The sequence below is a fragment of the Lapidilactobacillus gannanensis genome, from assembly GCF_003946675.1.
Lineage (GTDB): Bacteria > Bacillota > Bacilli > Lactobacillales > Lactobacillaceae > Lapidilactobacillus > Lapidilactobacillus gannanensis.
Map to the genome: position 1 here is coordinate 1 of NZ_RHOT01000010.1, position 23,410 is coordinate 23,410.

Here is a 23,410-nt window from a genome sequence, read left to right on the forward strand (position 1 = left end):
TCCGGCCCATACAAAAACTCCTTCCTAGGAAGACAAGCTTTAATTATTTGCTTGTCTACCCAAGAAGGAGTATAGCCGGCAAAATTTACCGAACGCTTTTCTGATTTCAACAGTTATCTGCCTGTTAAAACCCGACCATATTTTTAGTTTGGCCAACAATTGGACCCGCTAATTATGAATAACGATTACTCGTCATCAACCTTGATTTTACTTGAAGCTTTAACGAATGGTAACCAAATCATAAAGGCGATGACCATCGTAATGATTGAAAGTAACGTTGCCCGCCAGTCAAAGTTCGTTGCTAGGAAGGCATACAAAACAGGTGGTGTGATCCAAGGTACAGCAACTTGGACTGGACTAACCCAACCAGCCTGAGTAATGAAGTAAGCTATCGTCACATCAACTACTGGTGCGACAATAAATGGAATAAAGTAAATCGCATTTAGAACGACTGGTAAACCAAACATAATTGGTTCATTAATGTTGAATAGTCCCGGTGCCAAAGCTAATTTAGCGACTGCTTTTTCATCGCTACGTTTAGAAAAGGCTAGAATAGCAACAATCAACAAGACAGTTCCACCGGCACCACCAAACCAAGCATAAATATCAAATGAACCACGAACCCATTGATAAGGAATTTTAGCATGATTCTTCATTGCTTCGATATTTAAGTTTTGGGCTGGCGTCCAAATAGATTCCAATACTGGTCCTAAAACATTAGAACCATGAATACCGAAGAACCAGAAGATTTGAACTAAGAAGGTAACTAAAATAACCATGCCAAAGCCTTGTCCAGCTTTCATCAAGGGGGCTTGAATTGTTTTTGCCAACCAATCACCAAAGAATGCACCTGTCATCTTCGTAAATAAGAAGTTGATCAATGAAACAGCGTACATGGAAATCATCCCAGGAATCAATGCCGCAAACGCTTTGGATACTGCAGGCGGTACACTATCGGGCATCTTAATGGTCAAATCTTTCTTCATTAACCAAATATAAATTGATACCGCAATCGCCCCGAAAATCATAGCTGTAAATAGATTGGCTGAATTCAACTGTCCCATGGCAAAAACACCATTAACAGTTACAGAATTATTAGTAGCAACTGCACCAGAATCATTCAACACTTTAACTGCTGATTGAGAAATATTCTTAGTTAAACTAACCATGCTGGTATTGTTGATACTCATAAAGAAGGCAGCGACAGATAATAATGAGCCTGACAATCCATCAACACCATAGTTATGAGCTAAATGATAGCCCCACATTGAGGCAAAATAAATTGAAAAAATAGCAAGTGAACCGTTCCAAACAGTACCATCAATCGTAATAATTGGCTGCACGGCGTTAACGAAGCCCGTCCAACCCCATTGTTCTGGATAAGTCTGTAATAACGCATTTAATAATGTTGATAATGAACCTGCCATGGTAATCGGCATTGTTGCAATAAACCCATCGCGCAATGCCATTAGCCATTTGATCGAACCAATTTTAGTCGCAATTGGAACGACATATTTCTCAAGCCAATTCATAATTGCTTGCATAATAAAACCTCCATTTATCCCCTTAATGCTGAATTTTAAGTTAAACGATTAACGATTAACTGACCGGGCAATTGTGACAATCGTATGTCGCAATCCCCGAATTGTTAATGACATTTGATAAATGTTTTCAACTAAGGCAACGCCACTGAATCCGGCATCACCTAAATGTTGAATATCAAAGCCACAACGTTTATTAGCCAGCGCAATTTCGCGAATTGTCGCACGATCTGCACCCTCTTGACTGGTCCCGATTGCTGATAAAGTTAGCGCGCCAGCTTGATGTACCAATTGCACCTTTTGATAAACCATTGCCTCGGTTAAACCAGGTACCGTACCAACTGCTGGCATTAAAATAATGTCGGCACCCTGAGCCACAAAGTCCTGCAAAATATCATCCTCGGGAATGACTGCCTCATTGGCACCACCGCCATGCATTTTACCAGCGATGATCAACCCGTGAAAATTCGCCTTGACCAAAGCAATACTCTTAAGAATTTGCTGTGTCGAAACACCTGTGCCTGGATTGCCAGCCAAACAAATAAAGTCAACCCCTAATTCATCAGCGGCCGCAATTGTCGCTAAGGTACAAGTTCGACCTAAAGCAATTTGATCACGATCTTCTAACATCTCAACAGAAGGGTCAATTGGCTCCAAATTAATCCCTACTGGCCGTCCGACTAACGAGCGTAAAGTCTTCACGACTTCTTTGCCAGTACCAATCCCCTTTACTTCGGGATGAAAAACATCAAAGCCATTTAATAAAATCAAATTGGCACCATAAGCAACCGCTACTTCTGCATTGGAAAGATCATCAATTAGCGGCGAATGGGTGGCAACTGTTTCACAACAAATAATTCTACCTTCAGAGGCTTGAATTGCCTGCTTCAATTCTGGTGCAGTCAATTTAAGCACGGTTGATGCATCACTACCTAATAATCGCTTCATTTTTTTATATGACCCTTTGTCTTTTTTTGATTCACAATAATAACATTACCTTGAGTATAAGGATGGCGCGAATGAGACAGTTCAAAAGGTGTCCCATCTTCAAAATAAACCACTTGGCTGACTTCCAAAATAGGATCACAAGGTCCCAGTGCCAATTCTGTCTGATCAACAGTCGTTGCCTTATCAGCACGAACAATTCGATAAGACGAGCCAATTTGTCGACCAAAATGATGCTCAATATAACTGTAAATTGACTTTAACAACACTGCCCGCGTAATCCCAGGTACTGCCTTAAAAGGCATCACTGTATATTCAATTGCATATGGCTGCTGATTCAAATACCGTACACGACAAATATCATAAACTGGATCTGTCTCCTTAATCAGTAGATTATCCCGTTCATTCTGATCAGGAAATCTTGTATCAAATCGCAGAATCTTGCTAGTCACTTGACCCTGATTTCGCAAACGATAAGTCGCACCATGATACTCACTAGCTAAAGTATCTAATTTAGAAATTTGCAAGGCACTTTGCCGAATATAAGTACCAGAACCACGAATACTATAAAGATAACCAGCATCCACTAAAATTTTTAACGCCTGTTGAATCGTCATTCGACTGGTTTTAAATTCAGCGGCCAAATCATTTTGCCGAGGCAAAGGCTGATTAACTGGATAGCGTCCTGATTTAATTCGTTCCATTAATTCTTGAGAGATCTCTTCATATTTAGGCATTAGCTGCCTCCTAACCGCAAACGTTTACAAACTAAGTATAAAGGCTATTTTTGAATATATAAAGTCATATTTTAAATAAACATTATCATATTAGAAAATATACCTTGTCATTTATCTAATGACTTCGAATTGAAACTTGTTCGAATTGTCAAAAATCAACATCCCCCATTACTTTAACTAGATATTGCAGATAGCTGTTAAAATTCGTATAATTAACTTATTAACGCGATAGTAGCTCACGTGGATAGAGCGACGGCCTCCTAAGCCGTAGGTAAAGAGTTCGAATCTCTTCTGTCGCATATTTCTGGTAAAATGGGAAAAGCATGGATAGCAAAGCCCTTATAAATACTGACTTTTAGCAAATGGGAAAAACAGGAAAATAGAAAAGTGTGGACAATGTGTGGACAAAAAAGTGTGATTTTCAAAAAGTGTCCACACTTTTGTCTGTATCCGTTAATATAAATGGCGACAGAACTTGTAATTTTATCAATTGCGAATACTAATTATTTTTAACCAGATCAAACGAATCTGGGACATAAGTTATTTTATTAAAAATAAAATGAACGTTAACTGCTGAAACGTGGCCTCAAAAGGCAACTGGTTCCGCTTAACGCAAAAATGCCGAGCAATTCTAACGAATTGCTCGGCATTTTACGTTCATGCGCACCGGCTGACTGCCTGGTGTCACACTCTTTTTTTGCATGAACTGGCTATAGTCCTGATTAGTCATGGTTATTTAAATGTCACCAAAGATATTGTATTAAAAGATATCCGATAAAAATTAGTGTGTTTAAGTAGTCGCAGCGCTTGTCATTGAGCCATCGCCAGCAACCGATCTGCGGTTAAGGGAGCCGAAAGCTTATAGTTTTTCTGTTAGCTTAACATCAGGGTACTTATCCCTGAACCAATTTTCTGCAAAGTGATTTTCGAATAAGAAGAGTGGCTTATCCTCCAGATCCTTCACCAATAAATTACGATTAGACGACATCTTCGGATCTAATTGTTCAGGATCAATCCACCGAGCCGTCCGTGCGCCGATTGGCTTCATGACAACTTCGGAATTGTATTCATGCATCATCCGATATTGGAAAACTTCAAATTGCAGCTGACCCACAGCTCCAAGAATATAATCATCTGTATTATAAGTCTTGTACAACTGAACGGCCCCTTCTTGGACCAATTGTTGCATTCCCTTATGGAAAGACTTCTGCTTCATCACGTTCTTAGCCGTAACTTCCATAAATAGTTCAGGAGTAAATTGTGGTAGCGGTTCAAATTCAACCGCTTCTTTGCCACCATAGATACTGTCACCAATTTGGAAATTACCAGTGTCATAGAGACCAACAATGTCGCCAGCCACAGCGGATGAAACTTGTTCCCGTTCAGCTGACATGAACTCAGTGGCATTATTTAACCGCAAGGGCTTACCCGTCCGCGTCAAAGTTACCGTCATGCCCTTGGTGAATTCACCTGAACAAATCCGGACAAACGCAATCCGATCACGATGAGCTGGATTCATATTCGCCTGAATTTTGAAAACAAAACCGGCAAATTCCGGCGCTGTCGCTGGTAAATCAGTGCCATTTTGCAATTGATGATCACTAGGTGCTGGTGCCATACTTAAGAAACTCTTCAAGAAAGTCTCCACGCCGAAATTAGTTAAGGCTGAACCGAAATAAACTGGTGTTTGCTGACCAGCTAGAACCTTCTGCAAATCAAATTGATTGCCGGCTTCTTCTAACAACTCAACATCAGCCACCGCTTGCTGATAAACAGCATCTTGCTTCAAAGGATTGTCACCAACAATCTCACCAGTTTCAGGATCTAGGGGTAAGAACCGCTTAGACTCATCGGTAGGCCGATAAAGTTCAAGTTGTTGCTGCTGACGATTATAGATTCCCTTCAAACCTTTGCCCATACCAATTGGCCAATTCATGGCGACGCCCTCAATATTTAAGAGCTCTTCCAACTCAGCAATTAAGTCTAGCGGCTCACGACCATCACGGTCCAATTTATTCATAAATGTAAAAATAGGAATGCCCCGTTGCTTAACAACTTTAAATAATTTCTTAGTTTGAGGCTCGATCCCTTTAGCTGAATCGATCACCATGACCGCCGCATCAACTGCCATTAATGTGCGATAAGTATCTTCTGAGAAGTCCTCATGTCCCGGCGTATCCAAAATATTGACGCGCTTTCCGTCAAAATCAAACTGCATCACTGAACTGGTGACAGAAATCCCACGTTTCTTTTCAATATCCATCCAGTCAGAAGTCGCAAAATTTCCCGACTTCTTCGCTTTGACGGTACCAGCCTGCCGGATGACCCCACCAAACAATAACATTTGTTCAGTAATAGTTGTTTTCCCAGCATCAGGATGAGAAATAATCGCGAAAGTCCGACGTTTGGCTACCGCTGTTGCTAATTCACTTGTATTCATATTTACCTCACTTCATTCATCACAACGACATTATCAAATAAAATATTCTGTTCTGATTATAGCACGACAATTAGCCCAACCTTAGCTGGTCAAAAATTAACCAGCTCCAGTAACTAGGCTTAATGATCGACGACAAATCAATTAGCGCTCACATCGGTGAAATCGCACCTTTCTTAATAAATCAAAAAACTACAAAAAACCAGTAAAAAAGAGTTCGGGGTTTCGGTCCCAAACTCCTCATGTTAATTATCTTCAGGTTCTTCTGGAATAACAACAGGTTCTGCGGGTATTTCAAGCGTCACATTTTCTAACCGTGAACCACGCACCACGCCAGTTGTTAGCACCATACCATTGGCTAAAGTCACTTGTAAATGATTGCCATTAGTTGGGATTGTGCCTAATTCAGTAATTACAAAACCAGCAATTGTATCCACATCATCATTTTCCAGATTGGTCCCAAACTGATCATTAAAATCAGATAGCGGCATCTTCCCCGCAATTACATAACGATGATCATTGACCTTAGTGAAAAGTGTTTCTGTCGCATCAGACTCGTCATCAATCTCACCAACAATTTCTTCAATTAAATCTTCAATTGTGGCTAAACCGACAACACCACCATACTCATCCAAAAGGATAGCCATTTGCTGGTGAGTTTTTTGCATCTCTAACAGTAATTCATTAATGTTAACTGTTTCCGGAACAAACATTGGCGCCGTCATAATATCAGCAAGTTTTAAATGATCAAAACCTGTACTGTGAGCCTTCTGCAAAATATTCTTAATATGCAAAATTCCCACAATCACGTCTTTGTCTTCTTGATAAACGGGCACTCGTGAATATGGTTGGGCCAAAATCCGGTCGATATTATCACTATCCGGATCATTAATATCCACCATAAAGGCATCCGTCCGTGGCACCATTACTTCTCGTGCCATAATATCATTGAAGTTGATAATGCCCTCTAACATGTTGTATTCATCTGGATTGATAACACCAGTTTTACGTGACTTCTCAATCACTGACAACATATCATCACGGGTGACTTGATTATCAGCCGTTGATAAATCAACTGGCGTAACCTTCACTAATAAATTAGTGGAAGCTGACAATAACCACACGAAGGGACGTAAGAAACCACGCACAAATTTGACTGGACCGACACTAAGTTTAGCAACTTGTTCAGCCTTAGCCAAGGCAATTTGTTTAGGAAATAGTTCCCCAAAAACTAGGGAAATATATGACAGAATAATCGTAATAATAATGACAGAAGCTTGTTCAGCCCAGCTAGCAGTGCCAAAAACTGGTGCTAAAAGTTTAGCCATTGATGTTGCTGCACTTGCTGATGATAAGAAACCAGCAAAGGTAATAGCGACTTGAATCGTTGCCAAGAAGCTACTAGAGTCATTCATGACTTGCAATAACGACTTGGCACGCTTATCACCATCACTTGCCTCTGCTTCAATTTTGTTACGATTGACGGAAACGATCGCCATCTCAGCCGCCGCGAAAAACGCATTCACGAAGGTCAAGATCACGATCAAAAGTATCTGTCCACCCAACGACGAACTGGCCGGGTCACCACTCATTAATGAATCCACTCACTTTCGATTTTAAAATTTATGTTGAATGAGATAATTATACCAACTGCTTTACTCGCTTTCAATACTGTGACCTACAAAAGCGACTGTTTTAATTAAAAGATGATTAAAAAATAATATTGCGACCACTAGCCACCAAAATTGCACAAACTCATGGCAAAAGTTCCTTTATCAAAGTAGGCTGAACTTTAACTGCTGAAACGCGTTCACAAGAAGTAACCGCCCTTGGTCGCACCCCTAGGATAGCCCCTCACGTGGAAAAATCGGCTCAGCAACGAACGCATCGGCCACTTGATATGACTATTTAGAGTCATCCTTCGTTGCAACAAAGGCCGCTTCAGTTTTAGCCTTTTTCCGCAGCCGATAGAAATCAAGTAAATACTTAACTGTGGTTTTACCAACAGCGTAAACCGGAATACAAAGAACGATTCCCAGAAATCCAAACATATTACCAGCCACTAAAATCAGCACGATGATCGTTAACGGATGGATCTGTAGCGTCTTGCCAATGACATGTGGGTAAATCAGATTACCATCCAATTGCTGCACGATAATCACAACGATTGCTACTAAAATGGCCTTAGGGAATGAGACTGTTAAAGCAACCAAAATGGCTGGGAACACCCCTAGCCAAGGGCCTAAATAGGGCACAATGTTCATTAAGCCAGCAATAAACGCCAATAACAGCGCGTATGGCATCCGAATAATTAAATAGCCAATAAAGGTTAAAGTGCCAACAAATAACATATCCAAAAACTGACCAGCAAAATAAGTTGAAATTGTTTGATTCATTCTAGTTAATAATTCAGCAACCTCACTGCGAAACCGTTCTGGAAATAGACGCTGAATATTAGGCACTAACTTATGACCATCCTTTAATAGATAGTATAAAATAACTGGCACCGTCAAGGCACTGACAGCAAAACCACTCACTGAAGTAATCACCGTGCCAAAATTACCAAAATTTTGCGTAATAAATTTGCCGATCTCGGGATATAACGTTGTCGGCTGTAAGTTGATTTGATTAATCAATTGATTGACATGATATTTTTTAGCCCAGGCACTACTTAAAACCTGCTCATAAGTATGCTGGATGTCCTTAGCAAAAGTCGGTAAGTTACTAATGATATGAGAAATTTGGTTAACCAATTGGGGAATCACGGCACCAATACTCAACAATAACAACCCAAACAACAATAGAAAGGCAATTAATATTCCCCAACCACGCTTAATTTTTATTTTTTCCAATAAGTTAATTAGTGGATTAAGCAGGTAGTAGAGAAATCCGGCAAATAGAAACGGACCAAACAGCGTCGCAATAAAGGTTTGGATGGGACCAAAAATAAAACTAATTTTACTTAACACCAAAATTAACGTCGCAATGACTAGTAATTCTAAGCCAATTAATAAGATCCGCGAATTTTTCAATTTATTAAACATAATTTTCCTCAAATTTTTCTCGTCAAAACCGATTCAGAATAAGGTATAATGAAAGCAACTGGTCACAGCTTGACCAAGATCAACTTAGCCAGGGAGGCTATTTTTACAATGGATTTAACAATCAAGCATGCCTCGGGTGCGATGACTCAATTATATCAAGATTCACTACAAATACGCAAAACAGTTTTTGTTGAGGAACAGCAAGTTGCGGTTGCGTTGGAAATTGATCAATTCGAAAATGTGGCGACTAATTATGTCGGTTACTTGGATAAAATGCCGGTGGTTACCTGCCGCACAATTGTTGAAGCGGATGGTGGTTGGCACATCCAGCGCGTGGCAACCTTGCGCGAATATCGTCACCACGATTACGCTAAAACATTATTAACTAGTGTCATTACTGCAGCTCAGAAAGCGCGCGTACCTTATTTAATTTTAGGCGCCCAATTAACGGCGGTCCCGTTTTATCAGAAGTTAAAATTTCAAGCCACGACACGGCCAATTTTTCTTGATGCAAACATTCGTCATCAGGAAATGCGGTTAGAGTTAAACCATTAATTGTAAAAGTGAGGTTATAATATGTCCCGTTTTAAATTAAATGTTACGTACTTTTTCCTATTTGTGGTGCCTTATGTGACGGCCATCTTTATGATCAGTTCTGCTTATGATGCGTTAGTGCAACATTGGGATAATTGGTGGCGGTTAGGTGTTGGAGGTTTAGTTGGTGCCTGCATCATGTTGGCCTTAAAAATTATTATTCAACGACCACTGGGGCTGTTAGTCCTGCAAGATCCTAAATCTTGGGTTGCCCATTTTGGTAAATTCTTCTTGATTGATCAAGGTAAAGTGCTCGTGATTTTTAATTTAATCCTCGACTTTATTCTTAGTATTGCCGGAATTTATTTCATTCACTGGTTATTACCCCGGAATATTATTATTCAAAGTTCCCTAGGATGGCCCATTGTGGTCATGTTTATCTCCACCGCGATTGGTTCTTATCTTGCTTACGATATCTTAAGCATTGATCCAGAGCAACGATAATTACAAATTGTCATAACGGTTCAGCAGCTAAGGAAAGTTACAGAGTAACTCACAGTCTCGTCAGAAATAGTGTGTGCTCAAAAGGCAGTCAGCCGGTGAGCATTACAAAAAATGTCGAACAATTCGTTAGAATTGCTCGACATTTTTGCGTTAAGCGGAACCGGTTGCTTTTTGAAAACAGCGGTAGTAGTTACAGTTGCACTTTTAAATTTCAGGAATCAAATACTTTTTCTTTTATCAGTGAGACACAATTGGTCGCTGGCCAAAGCACAGTTAATCATGATCACCATTATAAATAGTATTCGGTACCGTTACATAATCGACTTCCTTTAAGGCCTGCAGATCACGACCACCCGCATATGAAATCGCCGATTGTAAATCTTCCTGAAGATCACGCAATTCTTGGTACAAATCACCCTTCAAAGGCAATAAAACTTTCTTGCCCTCAATATGTTGATGAACTTGTTTCTGTGATTCAGATGCGGAACCGAAATAAACCTTATACTTCTGGTCATGATGAGTCACAACTTCGCCAGGTGACTGTTCATACCCTGCTAAAAGCGAACCAACCATCACCATGGTCGCACCAAAACGAATTGATTTTGCAATATCGCCATGAGTTCGAATTCCGCCATCAGCAATAATTGGCTTAGTCGCGACACTTTGGCACCATGCTAACGCTGAGAGCTGCCAGCCACCCGTTCCAAAACCAGTTTTCAACTTAGTGATACAGGCTCGACCAGGACCAATTCCCACCTTGGTAGCATCAGCACCGGCCGCTTCTAAATCTCGTACGCCATCAGGTGTCCCAACATTCCCAGCAATCACAAAACTTTCAGGTAGACTTTGTTTAATTATTTTAATCATTTCGATCACACTATCAGCATGCCCATGAGCAATATCGATTGTGATATATTCCGGCGTTAATTTAGCAGCAACAAGTGACTTAACAAACGCGACTTCATCAGGTTTCACACCAACTGAAATTGAGGCATAAAGACCAGCAGCCTGTATTTTCCGAACAAAACTCAACCGTCGCTCTGGTGCAAAACGATGCATCACATAGAAATAATCATGTTTTGCTAACCAGAATGCCAAAGGTTCATCAATAACTGTTTGCATATTGGCGGGTACTACGGGTAATTTAAATGTTCGCTTTCCCAATTTAACGGCCGTATTAATCTCACGACGACTGTTCACAACACAGCGCCGTGGAATTAATTGAATATTCTCATAATCAAACGTTTCTAACACTTAATCACCTTTTTCAATTGTTCTTGTTTTTCAGCTCAGCAGAACCATCATACCAAATAAAGTATATTTTATCAACTATTTCCGAACTTTAATAAGCCATATAATCAGTTTAATTCGTATTTATTTAAATCAGTTGAAACCCAAATCCTGCCAATTATTGAAAATCAATTACTGCTAAAACGTGCTCTCAAAAAGCCATCGGTTTCGCTTAACGCAAAAAAGCAACCAATTCGTCTGAATTGGTTGCTTTTTTACATTAACACTCACCAGCTAACCACAGTTGTCACACGCTGTGACTTAATAACTGATGGCAAGTAGATTTTCTAAGGAACAATCTGCACTTAATCTCGATAAGAGACACAAATTTATTTGACCAGTAGTGCTTCCTTAGCATGAATTAACTCAGTTAGTAATTGGCAAATTGGTGTTGCTAAGTTTAACTCGGCTGCTTTTTTAGCAACATAGCCATTAAGGTAGTCAATTTCAGTTAGCCGATGATGCAAGATCAAATCCTGATACATTGAAGGATAGTGTAACCCCGCCTGCTTAGGATCGTACAGTGCTTCGATTTGCTGAGCAACTGGCTCAATGGTCAAAGTTACTTGATCTGTTGCTTTAGCGACTAAAGCAAATTCAGCAATAATTTGCCGCAATAATGATGCTGCTTGTGGAAGTTGACCGAATTCACCAATATTACAATCTAATAAAGTGCACAGTGTATTCAGGGTCCCATTAACACAAGCCTTCCGCCAAATGGAAAAGATAACATTTTCGCTATAGACTGCATTCAAGCCAGCCTGGCTGAAAAGATCACAAATTTCTTTAGCAGCAGTCTCTCCCGCTGGATCAATATTCTGAACCTCAACACGGCCATTACCAACTAACTTAACATGGCCTGGTCCTACAAGTCCTGCAGTCCACAGGGTCACGCCCATAAAGATATTCTCTTTACGAACATATTTCTCTAATGTTGGCACATGGCCTAACCCATTCAGCAAACATACAATCTTAGTGGTTTCACCTAAAATAGGCTCAATTGCCGCTAACATATTCGCCAAGCCCATTGACTTGGTAAAGAGAATGACCAGCTCAGGTTTTTCCTGAACATCTGCCGGTAAATAGGCTGGTAATTTTACTTGGGAACTGCCAGTTTCGGTATCAACCGTCAGCCCTTTTTCATTAATAGCCTGAACATGGGCAGCCCATTGATCAATTAAAATAACCTGATTACCGGCCCGACTTAACATCACGCCAAAACGCGATCCCATCGCACCTGCACCAGCAATTGCAATTTTCATAAATAAAATCTCCCTTCTGTAAATTACATGCCAATTCTACCTAATTTTGGCGCTAACAGCTAATAAAATGAACTATTCATCAGCTCTTAAACCATCGGGCTTTTAATAAATTATTAATTGTATTTAGCAGCCACTAATTAGCGCTCTAGCAGCGAGCACCTTTGCATGCAAACGACGTTATAACGCCTTACTAAAATGTTGCCGCAGCTTACTAATAAGATTGATCAAAAGACCAATGATGCCAATTGCCAGTAACAAATATCCCAACGGAATCAAGAAAAATGGTTCGTGTAATATTCCCTGGCTATCAACATATGAACCAATCAAGCCACTGATCAAAAAACAACCGCCACCTAAAACTAATAAAATCAAACTAATGATTCGCAACCGTAACTGCCGCATTTGACTGCCATCACGCATTAACTTTTGCTTCATGGTCACATCTCCTAGAATTAATTGATCAAGTGACAATTGAAAAGTTTGGGCAATTAGAACAACCATGGTTAAATCCGGCAAATTCCGATTAGTCTCCCAACTAGAAATTGTTTGCCGCGAGACATTTAATTGGCGCGCCAACTCCTCTTGGGTCAATTGTCGAGTCCGACGCAATTGCTTAATCTGTTTACCAAAATCCATCTTCAATCACTCCGATCTCTCTAGTCGTAACCTAAAGCAATCCAAAAATAAAGCTACTATTGCTGGCATCCATTAAACTTGGCCGCCAGCAATAGTAGCATCATTATCTCCTTAGGGCATTCGACGTTATAACGCTGGTTCATTAATCAGCTTAGTGCTGACCTTGGGCTTTCATTGCACTCGCATAGCCACGCTTCGACTTATAACCAGCAGCTAGAACGGTCTTCATTTCTTCAATATGCTTCAATTTAGTTGCTTCGGCCTTAGCACCAAAAATGAATTTGGCCCATTCTCGCTGATAGCCAGTCGTTAAGGTCTTAAAGAAATCACTTAATGCTGGTTCTGCCGCTAACAACGCCGCTACTTTAGGAATATCAACTTCATAATCAGCTAAACTTTTAGTTGCCACTACTGTCATCCCTCCTTAATTCCATTTTGAGCGAATCATGTCACCAAAATTCATTGCGCCCTGTGCATACTTATTTTTCATAGCAGGTTTAATTCGAAGTGCACAATCCTTCGCAATTTTATCGGCAATTTCCGGAACTGTTAAGGTTGAAGTATCCAAGATGGTGGGAAATTCAATTTCCGAATCCATTTGATCAGTCGTTGAAATTTTCGACAACATAAATTGATTATGCAAATCGCCACGTTTTTGCAGGCGCTTCTTGATCACCTCTGGTGTGGCCGTCAAAGTATAGTGGCGCACATCAATCTGAGCGGCCTGCAATTTACCAATAATTTCATCAAAATAAGTTGCATTGCTAAGGCGCATTGGAACAATTACCGTCTGCGAAGTTTGTAAACTAATTTTTCGCAACAACTGATAATTCCACTGCCGCCATTCAGGATAGTCCTGGAAGTTGTCCAGTAATAGTTCCGCTGGTAATTTTTTCTTCAGTAAAGCACCAATATTATCTGGTCGATACAAAATCGAGGCACTTAACCGCCGATTCAATTCATAAGCAACAATATTCTTGCCCACACCAACAGGCCCATTTAGCCAAATAATCATCTGCGTCACTCTTTCTCAAAATTCTTATACCTTATCATACCATCTCTACCGCAAGCGTAACATGTCACTAAAAATTAATTTGCTAATTAACGTTTTTTTGCTATAATTTCAGTTTGTTGTCGCTTATTTGGTATAATGAAAAGTAAGATTATTTCTAATTCGAAATAAACTGGTCATTCAAACGTTTAACTTTAAAAATTTTACGGTTAGTTATTTTAAATGTGTTTTCTTGCCAAATAGCTGCAGCTAATTGAAATTTATGAGTGTGCAACTTTTACCACCACCGACTGTTTAAATTAGTCTGCGCTAACAACACGACAAGAAAAATACGCTGATATTTTGATTGGAGGTCAGTAGATGACTACTGCCAGGATTGTTTATGCCAGTATGACTGGTAATAACGAAGAAATTGCGGGAATTGTTGAAGAGGCTTTTCAGGATTTAGAGATTGATGTTGAAACGACTGAAATCTCGCAGGCCGATGCAGCTGATTACCAAAAGGCTGATATTTGTGTTTTAGTCACTTATACTTATGGTGAAGGTGACATGCCTGATGAAGCGCAAGATTTCTATGACGATTTACTTGAAGAAGATTTAACTGGTAAAATTTATGGTACTTGTGGTTCAGGTGACCGTTTCTATGAGGGGCATTTCTGTGCCACCGTGGACGATTTCGACAAAGCCTTTGCTCAAACCGGGGCCACTAAAGGTGCAGACAGTGTTAAGGTTGATTTAGCTGCTGAGGCTGATGATATTGCAAATTTAGAAGCTTTTGTACAAAAGCTGGTTACTGCTGCAACTAATCGGTAACGCTAATGGAGAAAATAATCGGCTTTATTCGGCGTCATCGCGATTTTTGGGCGTACACGCTATTTGGCTTCTTAGCATCGGTGATTAATATTGTCTCCTTTATGCTAATTAAACAAGTTTTCCATACGCACTATATCTTTGCTAACACCTTAGCTTGGTTGATCTCGGTTATTTTTGGTTTTTTCACTAATAAATCACTTGTCTTTAAGTCTAAGTACTCGACTGGTTATGCGTTATTCACAGAATTATTAGCCTTTTTCTTCTTCCGTGGCTTAAGTTTTTTCGCCGATTCAGGCTTGATGGTGCTGTTCATCAGTGTCTTACATTGGAATAGCTTCATTAGTAAAACGATTGATCAAGTATTGGTTGGTCTGTTAAATTATGCAACTTCACGCTATACTTTCAGTAAAGAGAAAAAAGAAATGACCGCACGGTTGCGCAAGTTGCGCCAAGAGCGCCTGCACAACTATCGCCAAAAAAAGACGACTAATCATTCTAAGAAAACAGCATCACACAAAGAGCAATCAAAATAGCGAGCCGTGACAGTAATTTATTCTCTAAAAATAAAAACGAACGCTAACAGCTAAAACGTGTCCTCAAAAGACAACTGGCTCCGCTTAACGCCAAACACCGCACAATTCTTCTAACGAATTGTGCGGTGTTTTACGTTAAAGTTCACCGGCTGACCGCCTTTTGTGACACGCTTTTTGTTGATTAGGGAAATGTTTTGTCTTTTGTAACCACATCTTAACTACTAAAATGCAATCCATCTTTGATAGATGGACTTCAGTCGCCCGACTATTTTTTAAATTGTCGCTAACAATCAACGCATCTATTCACGATTGACTAGGACGTTAGACAATTCAGGCTATGATAATTCGTCCTTTTTTGCTTGAATTAAATTATCAAGGTGATCCAAATACTCACTATTTTCTTGTTGCGCAACAAAATTACTAATTAAGCGTTCCATCGTCGCTTTGGATACAACAGTACTTAAATAGGCCTCTTCCGTCATGACTGGCCGGTAAAGTCGCGTTAGAACAGTGCCACTGTAACCAATGCTCGAAGTTTTAATATACTTAGCCTCAAGTAATTTCCGCAAAACTGCTTGAATGGTATTTTTACTAATTTTAGTTTGTTCGCTAATTACCCGTGCTGATAACTCCTCATTAGTGCCCCACAAAATCTGCATAATTGCCAATTCTCGTTTTGTAAAAATCGGTTCATCCACTCCGAAAATCTCCCATCAAAAAGATTGTTATGTTATTATTAAACCGCAAATGGCAGAAAAAGGAAAGTGTTTTCAGCATATTTTTGTGCAAAAAGCTTATTTTTTAATAAAAAAAGAAAGTGATTAGCTCATTTTACTTCAATATTAAAAAACACAATTTTCAGTAAATACACGCAGTCACTCATTTTTTTACTCACATACTTAACAATTGGTCACCAAAATTTACCATGGTTATTATCTGCTCGTTAAACCTCAAAAAATTAGCAAGTTCGCCATAAAGCTTTAATGGTTGTTGTGTAAATTCACAAAAGCAACGCGATATGACGTTTCTTTATTAGTCAGTAATACTTTTTAGTCCAATGATGCTTTCTTTAAGATGAGTAAAATAAAGCTTATTCACGTCGTTGCGCTTCAAGTTGTTCGAGACGTTGTTGCCATTTCATCTCGCGGCGATAATAAATAATCGCTAGAAACAAAATGATTGACACTGCCACTGAGAAAGCTGATTGGAACCCAGCAAAAATTTTGTTCAGAAGCATCAGCAAACTACCACCAAGTAGAATTGTCGTAAAGCGCCAATTACCATGTTGCCAAAAATCAATCTTCATCATGCCACCAAACTTTCAATTAATTATCGTCGTTGTTTCGTCCAGTCACCCAATTTGTAAACATGTAAGCCACTATGGCCGCCGAAAATATTAATAGCACATCAACTAACGAGGCATAGCCCAAATTTCCGCCCCGATAAACGATTGGACTTAACCATTGAATAATCGGAAATAATGCCAAAAAATTAATCAGCCACTGTAACCGCCAGCGCCAAACAATTAGCTTAGAGAAACGTCTCATTAATTTCACCTCGTCAAATTTGCTCGTAAACTTAATAATTGCCAGGTTGTCGTCCAATCTAAAACAATCAGTAAACTGAGTCCTAATGCCAACCAAAATTCTAATCGCCAAAATAATAAGCCGATCAGACCCAGCGCTAACCAGCTCAAATGTTTAAATCGCCGTAGCTTTTGCGCTGCTGTTAATTGCCACCAAAAAATAGGCATTGTCGCCTCCCGGAAAACCTTATTTAAATAACTGCTAACAAATTGTACTATTGTGATCATTATAACGGATAATCGATTTTATTCATAGTACTGGTTATTACTTAAATTACAAAAGGACCCTGATTAAGCTAAGTCCATCAATAATCATTTCAACAATATGATGATAACTGCTTTCACAATACCACTAAAAAACTACCACATTGCTTTAAGAATCAGCAATATGATAGTCTACTATTTTAGCCTTATTATTGTTTGGTCATCACTAAAATCGGATACGGCCGGCCCTGATCATCTAATTTACGTCGTTCAGTGACCTGAAACCCTAAATGCTCGTAAAAACCACGCGCCTGGGGATTTTGTTCATTAACGGTGAGCTGTTTGGCATCGTACTGCTGACAAGCAATGGTGATTAACTGCCGCCCTAATCCTTGACACCGCATGACTGGCGCAACAAATAGCATGGCAATTTCTGTGCCCACCAAGCCAAGAAAAGCTTGTGGCTGTTGTTGTTGATCAAGGATCACTAACAACGTGGGAATGCTTTTAAGTGCCATTGGTACTTCTTCGGCAATCGCAGCGATTTCTTTTGTCGTTAAGAAATCGTGAGTAGCCGTTACTGAAGCGCGCCAAAGTTTAACTAATTGACTTACTAAAGTTGATGACCGATCGGTTATGGAAATATTTTTAATCATTAAAGCTAGCCTCCAATTCAATACTTTAAGCGTTAACGACCAGCACTAACCACCTCAAGCTTTATGATTAACATCTTTATTATTGGTATCAATTAGGATTAATTAATGAACCCAAGCGAATAAATCTTTTAGTTTTTGTCTTGTTGCAGCGAAATTAAGCACTGCTAGAATAAGAAAAGCCGGCAAAAACTGAATTAAATAACGACTACGACCACCTTCAAAAATCAGTAGGAAAATAAATCCACCGACTAATGCCAACCGTAATACCTGAACAATTTTCCGATTATCCTGCCAACCGAAGAAAATCAAAGCCAGCCAAATACACCACCAAATCTGAACAATAAAACGCAGATCACCAACATTATTACCATACAGATAAACAAAATTTTCAACCTTTCGTTTAAAGCCATGTCCAGATGGTGAATATTTTAGTGGCACAAAATCACCATCTCGTAACCAAGCGAAAGTGCCATCAGAGGTATTATTGCCATGCTTCCGCCAGAGAAAAGCCAAATAGCCAGCTGGCCCCATTTTATGAAGTCGTTTTTTAATGGAATTGACTGAATAATCAATTCTATCTTGACGATGGATCAGTGTCACCATCTTGAAAGAATCTTTTGCATTATAACCGCCATCTCCGGATAATCCCATATTGATAAAATGAATCATTGGCTTCGCCCGAAAATAATAAACGCGAACGTAAGACTGGTTTTTAATCGTATGATTGATAGAAACGTAACTTCCCGCAGTGCTTACAGCAAGCGTTAGTGTCAGCAGCAATAGCCACAACCAGTGTCTGCGCTGTTTATTCAATAATTGAACTAGTTCAATTATAATAATTGCGATTGCCGGAATAATTGCTGAGGGTTTAATAAAATAGGATGAACTAACTGCAATGCCAAAAACAATCATGGCCAAGAGTTTAACCAATCTTGGAAAGTGCGTCTGACTAATTAGACAGTAACAAAAAAGATAGGCTGAAACAAACGGAATTACCCAAGTATCAGTATAAGGCACAATAATTGCAGGAAAAGTAATAAACCACATTGCATGAATATAAAGCGCCAGTGGTAACCTCGTCTTGTCAATGATTGCAATACTCCCCAGGTTGAAAAGTGCTGAGATATCAACCAAGAATAGCGTCACAAATTCAAAAAATAACCATGAATTTTGTTTAAAGAGTTGGGCAAACCAATGTTGCATCAAAAAAATACCTAAGTTATTTGGATTAACACTGAAATAACCAACGATATTAACATCGTTGGGTTTCAGTAATCCTTCATGAACCCCACTGACATCAAACCCTATCCCCGGATGAATGAGTAAAATAAAACCAATTTGTAAAAGGATTGCTAAAACAAAACTGATGACAGCTGTTTGTCGTTTATGAGTAATAAATAGCCAATAAAAAAAATGTCGAACTTTTTTACTATCGTAAATAATGATACCCAAAGCGATTACAATCAGCAAAAAACCAGTTGTAAATCCTGTTGTCCCGATTTTCGTGATATGGTTATCACCTAAAATAAGATTCACCGAAGTAAGCGCAAAAAATAACGTCGGCGCAAAAAATAAATAAAAAATAATTTTAAATAAACGGTGATTAAAGTGAAATAACTTTGTACGCATAATAACTCCTAGGAAACAAAATCAATAAATTGGGAATCATAAAACTTTATATAAATCATACCGCAAACATCATAAACAAGATATCTGATTCACTAATTCTGGATATTATAAGCGGTCCTTGCATGGCGATATTATCTAGATTGCTTAATCGCCTAATTGATTAAGCAATTCAAACCAAAAACGCCAAGTATTAGCATCTTACCCGATGAACCTCTACGCTTTACCTAAATTTAAAATCACGAAAACAATCAAGCATTGTTATTTAGGCGGAGACCCTTTACACTAATCATAAGGATTTATTGTCAGCACAATAAGGAGTAACCATTCATGAACAAACAACGCACTTATAAAATAAAATCATACGTCAATGCCAGCCATGCTGTTCGTTGGGCCACCGGTTCTGGCAAAAAACATAATCACACTTGGGAAATCACTTGCGAACTGCACACCCTTGACAAAATGGTGGCTTTCTTCGACATTGAAAAAATTATTCACCAAACCCTGGATACTCTTTCCGGCAAGTTTCTTAATGATTTACCTGAGTTTAAAACCATCAACCCCACTGTCGAAAACGTCACTGAGTATTTATTCGATAAAATTAGTACGACCTTACAAGATAACGGCGCTGAATTACTACGAATCGAGGTCAGCGATTCACCGACACGATCTTACTGTATTGATGTCTCAAATTAAAAAAGAGCGGTAAAAAAATTGTGCTAAAAAAGCACAATTTTTTATTTACTATTTATGGCGATGACGAAATTGTTGCCAATCTGTGCGAACTTGCTGCCTAATACTACTTATTTCGGTTGCCAATCTCTCGCCATTCCAGTCTAATGGTCGGGTCATCATATTAATGGTACCCACCAACCGAATCCAGAAACAAACTAAATTATAGCCAGGCAATGTAAAAATAATCCACCACAAATGACTATAAAAATGATGCTCGTCGGCAAAAGGCTTGAGCAGCGACCGCACACAAATGTAATTAAAAATTTCAACAATGACATACAAGAAGTAAATTAAAACATAAGATGCAAGCAGAACGACTAATGAATAACGGAAAAAAAGTAAAACAATACTTGCAAAAAACCAAATCATCTTAGGAAACATAAACGTGTGATCGATCATCATCCGCCTAACCAAAAAATTAGAAAAGAATTTTGAAAGGCCTGCGTGATCATCACTCATGTAATTTTGAGTTGCTTCCAGTTCACCACGTTGCCAGCGTTGCCGCTGAGTATATAATTCCTGCCACCCACTAATCGGCCCGATAAAGAATAACGCCTCCGCACATAACCCAACCTTATCACCCAACCGTTGGCGAATCTGAAAAGTCATATCTGTATCTTCACCAACAGTTTCGGTATTGTACATAAAAGTATTAAATAACACATCCCGTCGAAAGGCAGAAAAAGCCCCTGACATCGTAAATAATTCATTATGCGTCGATTCAATCGTCCGGCCAGATAGGAACGCTTGTGCATACTCAAAATACTCGTTCTTCTGGAGGGTTCGTAAGCGCCAGTTCTTTGTTGCCCGAATATCATGACGATTGGACAAGATGGTTCCAGTTAAGGCAGCAATATGGCCGTCATTTTCAAACTGCAAAATCATATTCATCAAAGCATGTGGCTCCAACAAACCATCACTATCAATATTAATAATATAAGTACCGATTGCATTATACATGGCAATATTAAGGGCATTGGCTTTTCCCTTTTTCGTACGAATAATGGACATGTTTAATTGGCTAAAAATATTTTGAGCATCACTAAAAACGCTGAAACTATTATCCGTACTCTGATTATCAACCACGATGACCTGTAATGCTTCAGCTGGATAGGTCGATTCAGCAATTGAATTTAAACAATCATACAGTGTATCTTCTGAGTTATAAACAGGCACCACAATTGTCACAAAAGGTAATTTAGCTGGCATCGATAACACTGGACGATGGCGACTGCGATGATAAACACGAATTGCTGAAATAATCGCCGGTAAAATTTCAACAATCACTGGAATGATAGTCCAAGTAATCCAGAAACCCATCTTGAAAAAGGTTAGTTCTAACCAATAATGAATCACTTCGTAACTCCTTTCGGCAAGCGATGGAAACGAGCATAGATTCCTCGAGCTAATTGCGAGTAGGTAAAGACGTTATAATACAGCATAATCACCAAAACATAGAACACCAACCGCCCAATAATCGTATGTGCCAAGAAGAAACTTTGGGGACCAAAGAAGTGGACGATTGTGACCACAATACTGATTCGTAAAACATTATCTAAATAAATCCAAATTACTCCCAACAGTGCATAAAAAACATGCTCACGTCTGGTATAGTTTGGGAAGAAAGTAATCAGTGCCAAAAAAGCCGTCGTTTCAATAATACCAGAGCATTCATAGTCGATTGTTAACATTGTCGTCGCATTTTGACTAAGAATATGAACAATGCCGTATTTTGGCATTACTTGACACATTCCCGTCAAATCACCAAATCCCTGGATTGCCTTAATCACGGCGTGTGTGAAAAACCAGACCCAATACGGATTGCTTAACGAGATTAGAATGAAAAAGAGTCCAATGCTACCCACAATGAAGAAGTAGGCTGGCAAGTGAACTTTTTTTAAAACTGATAAAATATAGAGCCAAACCAAAATACCTAAAAGTAACCAAGGATTCATAGTGTTAATTCCTCAGCACGTTTCTTACGACGATTAAATTGCCAAATACCAAATAAAGCAATTCCAAAACCACCAGCGGCTAATAGGATTGGACCAGTACTACCACCTGTGACAGTCAGGGTTTGGTTACCCAAAGCGACATTGGTCATCGTGATTGTTTGGCCATCATCAGCTGCACCACCAAATGATTTGACTGGCACCTTGATTTCCATCACATCAGTGCGACCGCCTGTGCTTGTTTCCATACGTGTCACATAACCTTCAGAGCCAGTAAGAACATTGATTTCACCGACATTATGAGCCATAGCTACCCGCTCAGTGTCCCCGATTTGTTTTAATTGTTGATAAGGCTGACCATTTGCTTTTACAATCTTAACATCATAGCTCTGAGTACCGATTTTAAAGTTATATGTTGTCGGTTGAAAATCATTATAGCTAGCACCGCGATGAGGATCCATATTGATATATAAATAAAGATTGCCATCATATTGAAGTAAGGCGGCATTATGAGCATTATAGTCACCATCACTAAAGCGCAACTTGGTCTTTTGCACATCGGACCAATCGTCAAAAGCACCATCAATTACAATATTGGGATGACCAGTATAGTCACCACCGCCACTCTGATTAGAATAATCAAAAGTTGTTGACGCTGTAAAACTACCGACATTATGCGGACCACCAGACAGCGTGAATTTCAAGCGACCAGCAGTTAATTCTAGGTCAGACAAAGCCACTTTGCCTTCAAAAACATCATTATATTTGTATTGATTATTGGCAGCAACTGCCGTCACATAACCGCCATTATCAGCAACATTACTATGGCCACTAGTGCCATCTATTTGAATATCCACAGCTACTTTAGTGCCAGGTTTTTGTGGAAATTGATAACTACCATTTGCGGCCGGCTTTGGTGAAAGCGAAAAGCTTTGACTGCCAACCTGCAAATTAAACGGTTCCCAGACTGAAAATTCAGGCGTCGTACCATCTGTAAATGGTGCGCCATCTGGTTTCACACTAACGTACCAATACAGGTAATTATTATCAACCGTCATTGCCAGTTGAGCGCCCTTGCTGGCAGTTACTTTAGGCACACTCGCCCAATCAGAGACATCACCATCAATCGTGATGTTACTGGCCGCCGCTTTAACTTGCTGGCGACTACTGAAACTAATTGCACCAATAAATAACACTAACATGGTTAGCCAGACTTTAAATTTCGTCCGCATTTTACCGTCCTCCGAATTAACTCAAAACAACCATTTACGAATTACTAAGTATTTTGAAAAAAGCATTAATTAATCTTCCGTAATTGTTGATAATTTATCATTATCAAGATTTACTTAATCATTTTTTAAACT

The 23,410-nt window shown here is 39.3% G+C and carries 24 protein-coding genes and 1 tRNA gene; 6 read left to right on the forward strand and 19 right to left on the reverse strand.

Going from position 1 to position 23,410, the window contains the following annotated elements; translation table 11 throughout:
- Positions 1-185: 185 nt before the first annotated feature.
- Genes EKM81_RS04000 through EKM81_RS04010 form a run of 3 tightly spaced genes read right to left on the reverse strand, consistent with a single transcriptional unit; the run spans position 186 to position 3,223 of the window.
- The gene (locus tag EKM81_RS04000) at positions 186-1,544 is read right to left on the reverse strand and encodes a PTS sugar transporter subunit IIC (RefSeq protein WP_125648777.1); all 1,359 of its coding nucleotides are present in this window, start codon (positions 1,542-1,544) and stop codon (positions 186-188) included.
- Positions 1,545-1,592: 48 nt separating this feature from the next.
- Complete coding sequence (locus EKM81_RS04005) at positions 1,593-2,489, reverse strand: DUF7916 family protein (protein ID WP_125648780.1); 897 nt, start codon at positions 2,487-2,489, stop codon at positions 1,593-1,595.
- Positions 2,486-3,223 carry a GntR family transcriptional regulator gene (locus EKM81_RS04010; protein ID WP_125648783.1) on the reverse strand — a complete coding sequence of 246 codons (738 nt, stop codon included), beginning with the start codon at positions 3,221-3,223 and terminating at the stop codon, positions 2,486-2,488. The genes EKM81_RS04005 and EKM81_RS04010 overlap by 4 nt, the downstream gene beginning before the upstream one ends.
- Positions 3,224-3,448: 225 nt before the next feature.
- Here EKM81_RS04010 and EKM81_RS04015 point away from each other — a divergent pair.
- A tRNA-Arg gene (locus tag EKM81_RS04015) sits at positions 3,449-3,522 on the forward strand.
- A gap of 560 nt (positions 3,523-4,082) precedes the next feature.
- On the opposite strand, the gene EKM81_RS04020 is transcribed toward EKM81_RS04015, so the two are convergent.
- The 3 genes from EKM81_RS04020 to EKM81_RS04030 all read right to left on the reverse strand — a co-directional run bounded on the left by EKM81_RS04020 (position 4,083) and on the right by EKM81_RS04030 (position 8,704).
- Positions 4,083-5,663 carry a peptide chain release factor 3 gene (locus EKM81_RS04020; RefSeq protein WP_125648786.1) on the reverse strand — a complete coding sequence of 527 codons (1,581 nt, stop codon included), beginning with the start codon at positions 5,661-5,663 and terminating at the stop codon, positions 4,083-4,085.
- A gap of 242 nt (positions 5,664-5,905) precedes the next feature.
- Entirely contained in the window at positions 5,906-7,252 is a 1,347-nt protein-coding gene (locus tag EKM81_RS04025) for a hemolysin family protein (protein ID WP_125648788.1), read from the reverse strand.
- 312 nt (positions 7,253-7,564) lie between these two features.
- Complete coding sequence (locus EKM81_RS04030; RefSeq protein ID WP_125648791.1) at positions 7,565-8,704, reverse strand: AI-2E family transporter; 1,140 nt, start codon at positions 8,702-8,704, stop codon at positions 7,565-7,567.
- Between the two features lie 108 nt (positions 8,705-8,812).
- Here EKM81_RS04030 and EKM81_RS04035 point away from each other — a divergent pair, with 108 nt between their 5' ends.
- Both EKM81_RS04035 and EKM81_RS04040 read left to right on the forward strand, forming a co-directional pair.
- The gene (locus tag EKM81_RS04035) at positions 8,813-9,259 is read left to right on the forward strand and encodes a GNAT family N-acetyltransferase (RefSeq protein ID WP_191987260.1); all 447 of its coding nucleotides are present in this window, start codon (positions 8,813-8,815) and stop codon (positions 9,257-9,259) included.
- A gap of 21 nt (positions 9,260-9,280) precedes the next feature.
- Positions 9,281-9,742, forward strand: a complete 462-nt coding sequence (locus tag EKM81_RS04040; protein WP_125648794.1) for a hypothetical protein — start codon at positions 9,281-9,283, stop codon at positions 9,740-9,742.
- A 273-nt stretch (positions 9,743-10,015) separates the two neighbouring features.
- On the opposite strand, the gene EKM81_RS04045 is transcribed toward EKM81_RS04040, so the two are convergent.
- The 5 genes from EKM81_RS04045 to EKM81_RS04065 all read right to left on the reverse strand — a co-directional run bounded on the left by EKM81_RS04045 (position 10,016) and on the right by EKM81_RS04065 (position 13,945).
- Positions 10,016-10,996: a GMP reductase gene (locus EKM81_RS04045; RefSeq protein WP_125648797.1), complete on the reverse strand. Its 981-nt coding sequence runs from the start codon at positions 10,994-10,996 to the stop codon at positions 10,016-10,018.
- A 365-nt stretch (positions 10,997-11,361) separates the two neighbouring features.
- On the reverse strand, positions 11,362-12,294 hold the full coding sequence (locus tag EKM81_RS04050; RefSeq protein ID WP_125648800.1) for a 2-dehydropantoate 2-reductase: 933 nt from the start codon (positions 12,292-12,294) through the stop codon (positions 11,362-11,364).
- 177 nt (positions 12,295-12,471) lie between these two features.
- On the reverse strand, positions 12,472-12,930 hold the full coding sequence (locus EKM81_RS04055) for a DUF3955 domain-containing protein (RefSeq protein ID WP_125648803.1): 459 nt from the start codon (positions 12,928-12,930) through the stop codon (positions 12,472-12,474).
- A gap of 151 nt (positions 12,931-13,081) precedes the next feature.
- Entirely contained in the window at positions 13,082-13,339 is a 258-nt protein-coding gene (locus EKM81_RS04060) for a YdeI/OmpD-associated family protein (protein WP_125648806.1), read from the reverse strand.
- Positions 13,340-13,354: 15 nt separating this feature from the next.
- On the reverse strand, positions 13,355-13,945 hold the full coding sequence (locus EKM81_RS04065; protein ID WP_125648808.1) for an AAA family ATPase: 591 nt from the start codon (positions 13,943-13,945) through the stop codon (positions 13,355-13,357).
- A gap of 357 nt (positions 13,946-14,302) precedes the next feature.
- On the opposite strand from EKM81_RS04065, the gene EKM81_RS04070 reads away from it, so the two are divergent.
- Positions 14,303-14,755 (forward strand): flavodoxin, encoded by a 453-nt coding sequence (locus EKM81_RS04070; RefSeq protein WP_125648811.1) that lies wholly within the window; start codon positions 14,303-14,305, stop codon positions 14,753-14,755.
- 5 nt (positions 14,756-14,760) lie between these two features.
- A complete protein-coding gene (locus EKM81_RS04075) occupies positions 14,761-15,288 on the forward strand; it encodes a GtrA family protein (RefSeq protein ID WP_225420171.1) in 528 nt (175 codons plus the stop codon).
- Positions 15,289-15,623: 335 nt separating this feature from the next.
- Here EKM81_RS04075 and EKM81_RS04080 read toward each other — a convergent pair whose 3' ends face one another.
- The 5 genes from EKM81_RS04080 to EKM81_RS04100 all read right to left on the reverse strand — a co-directional run bounded on the left by EKM81_RS04080 (position 15,624) and on the right by EKM81_RS04100 (position 19,362).
- The gene (locus EKM81_RS04080) at positions 15,624-15,986 is read right to left on the reverse strand and encodes a BlaI/MecI/CopY family transcriptional regulator (RefSeq protein ID WP_125648814.1); all 363 of its coding nucleotides are present in this window, start codon (positions 15,984-15,986) and stop codon (positions 15,624-15,626) included.
- A 392-nt stretch (positions 15,987-16,378) separates the two neighbouring features.
- Positions 16,379-16,597, reverse strand: coding sequence for a hypothetical protein (locus EKM81_RS04085; protein ID WP_125648817.1), 219 nt, complete (start codon positions 16,595-16,597; stop codon positions 16,379-16,381).
- 243 nt (positions 16,598-16,840) lie between these two features.
- Entirely contained in the window at positions 16,841-17,041 is a 201-nt protein-coding gene (locus EKM81_RS04090) for a hypothetical protein (RefSeq protein WP_125648820.1), read from the reverse strand.
- Between the two features lie 245 nt (positions 17,042-17,286).
- The gene (locus EKM81_RS04095) at positions 17,287-17,733 is read right to left on the reverse strand and encodes a GNAT family N-acetyltransferase (RefSeq protein WP_164509201.1); all 447 of its coding nucleotides are present in this window, start codon (positions 17,731-17,733) and stop codon (positions 17,287-17,289) included.
- A 102-nt stretch (positions 17,734-17,835) separates the two neighbouring features.
- Positions 17,836-19,362, reverse strand: a complete 1,527-nt coding sequence (locus EKM81_RS04100; protein WP_125648823.1) for a TIGR03766 family XrtG-associated glycosyltransferase — start codon at positions 19,360-19,362, stop codon at positions 17,836-17,838.
- A 327-nt stretch (positions 19,363-19,689) separates the two neighbouring features.
- Between EKM81_RS04100 and EKM81_RS04105 the strand changes: the two genes are divergently transcribed.
- A complete protein-coding gene (locus EKM81_RS04105) occupies positions 19,690-20,055 on the forward strand; it encodes a 6-carboxytetrahydropterin synthase (RefSeq protein ID WP_125648825.1) in 366 nt (121 codons plus the stop codon).
- 48 nt (positions 20,056-20,103) lie between these two features.
- Here the strand turns inward: EKM81_RS04105 and EKM81_RS04110 are convergent, their stop codons facing one another.
- From EKM81_RS04110 to EKM81_RS04120, 3 genes are read right to left on the reverse strand one after another with little or no spacing between them, the layout of a single operon-like run.
- Positions 20,104-21,447 carry a TIGR03111 family XrtG-associated glycosyltransferase gene (locus tag EKM81_RS04110; protein WP_164509203.1) on the reverse strand — a complete coding sequence of 448 codons (1,344 nt, stop codon included), beginning with the start codon at positions 21,445-21,447 and terminating at the stop codon, positions 20,104-20,106.
- The gene (gene xrtG / locus EKM81_RS04115) at positions 21,447-22,049 is read right to left on the reverse strand and encodes an exosortase family protein XrtG (RefSeq protein ID WP_125648828.1); all 603 of its coding nucleotides are present in this window, start codon (positions 22,047-22,049) and stop codon (positions 21,447-21,449) included. The genes EKM81_RS04110 and xrtG overlap by 1 nt, the downstream gene beginning before the upstream one ends.
- Complete coding sequence (locus EKM81_RS04120) at positions 22,046-23,278, reverse strand: Firmicu-CTERM sorting domain-containing protein (protein ID WP_125648832.1); 1,233 nt, start codon at positions 23,276-23,278, stop codon at positions 22,046-22,048. The genes xrtG and EKM81_RS04120 overlap by 4 nt, the downstream gene beginning before the upstream one ends.
- Positions 23,279-23,410 lie beyond the last annotated feature (132 nt).

Coding starts and splice junctions, on each gene's coding strand:
- EKM81_RS04000 (WP_125648777.1), bottom strand. CDS start 1,544: ATGCAAGCAATTATGAATTGGCTTGAGAAATATGTCGTTCCAATTGCG.
- EKM81_RS04005 (WP_125648780.1), bottom strand. CDS start 2,489: ATGAAGCGATTATTAGGTAGTGATGCATCAACCGTGCTTAAATTGACT.
- EKM81_RS04010 (WP_125648783.1), bottom strand. CDS start 3,223: ATGCCTAAATATGAAGAGATCTCTCAAGAATTAATGGAACGAATTAAA.
- EKM81_RS04020 (WP_125648786.1), bottom strand. CDS start 5,663: ATGAATACAAGTGAATTAGCAACAGCGGTAGCCAAACGTCGGACTTTC.
- EKM81_RS04025 (WP_125648788.1), bottom strand. CDS start 7,252: ATGAGTGGTGACCCGGCCAGTTCGTCGTTGGGTGGACAGATACTTTTG.
- EKM81_RS04030 (WP_125648791.1), bottom strand. CDS start 8,704: ATGTTTAATAAATTGAAAAATTCGCGGATCTTATTAATTGGCTTAGAA.
- EKM81_RS04035 (WP_191987260.1), top strand. CDS start 8,813: ATGGATTTAACAATCAAGCATGCCTCGGGTGCGATGACTCAATTATAT.
- EKM81_RS04040 (WP_125648794.1), top strand. CDS start 9,281: ATGTCCCGTTTTAAATTAAATGTTACGTACTTTTTCCTATTTGTGGTG.
- EKM81_RS04050 (WP_125648800.1), bottom strand. CDS start 12,294: ATGAAAATTGCAATTGCTGGTGCAGGTGCGATGGGATCGCGTTTTGGC.
- EKM81_RS04055 (WP_125648803.1), bottom strand. CDS start 12,930: ATGGATTTTGGTAAACAGATTAAGCAATTGCGTCGGACTCGACAATTG.
- EKM81_RS04065 (WP_125648808.1), bottom strand. CDS start 13,945: ATGATTATTTGGCTAAATGGGCCTGTTGGTGTGGGCAAGAATATTGTT.
- EKM81_RS04070 (WP_125648811.1), top strand. CDS start 14,303: ATGACTACTGCCAGGATTGTTTATGCCAGTATGACTGGTAATAACGAA.
- EKM81_RS04075 (WP_225420171.1), top strand. CDS start 14,761: ATGGAGAAAATAATCGGCTTTATTCGGCGTCATCGCGATTTTTGGGCG.
- EKM81_RS04085 (WP_125648817.1), bottom strand. CDS start 16,597: ATGATGAAGATTGATTTTTGGCAACATGGTAATTGGCGCTTTACGACA.
- EKM81_RS04090 (WP_125648820.1), bottom strand. CDS start 17,041: ATGCCTATTTTTTGGTGGCAATTAACAGCAGCGCAAAAGCTACGGCGA.
- EKM81_RS04095 (WP_164509201.1), bottom strand. CDS start 17,733: ATGATTAAAAATATTTCCATAACCGATCGGTCATCAACTTTAGTAAGT.
- EKM81_RS04100 (WP_125648823.1), bottom strand. CDS start 19,362: ATGCGTACAAAGTTATTTCACTTTAATCACCGTTTATTTAAAATTATT.
- EKM81_RS04105 (WP_125648825.1), top strand. CDS start 19,690: ATGAACAAACAACGCACTTATAAAATAAAATCATACGTCAATGCCAGC.
- xrtG (WP_125648828.1), bottom strand. CDS start 22,049: ATGAATCCTTGGTTACTTTTAGGTATTTTGGTTTGGCTCTATATTTTA.
- EKM81_RS04120 (WP_125648832.1), bottom strand. CDS start 23,278: ATGCGGACGAAATTTAAAGTCTGGCTAACCATGTTAGTGTTATTTATT.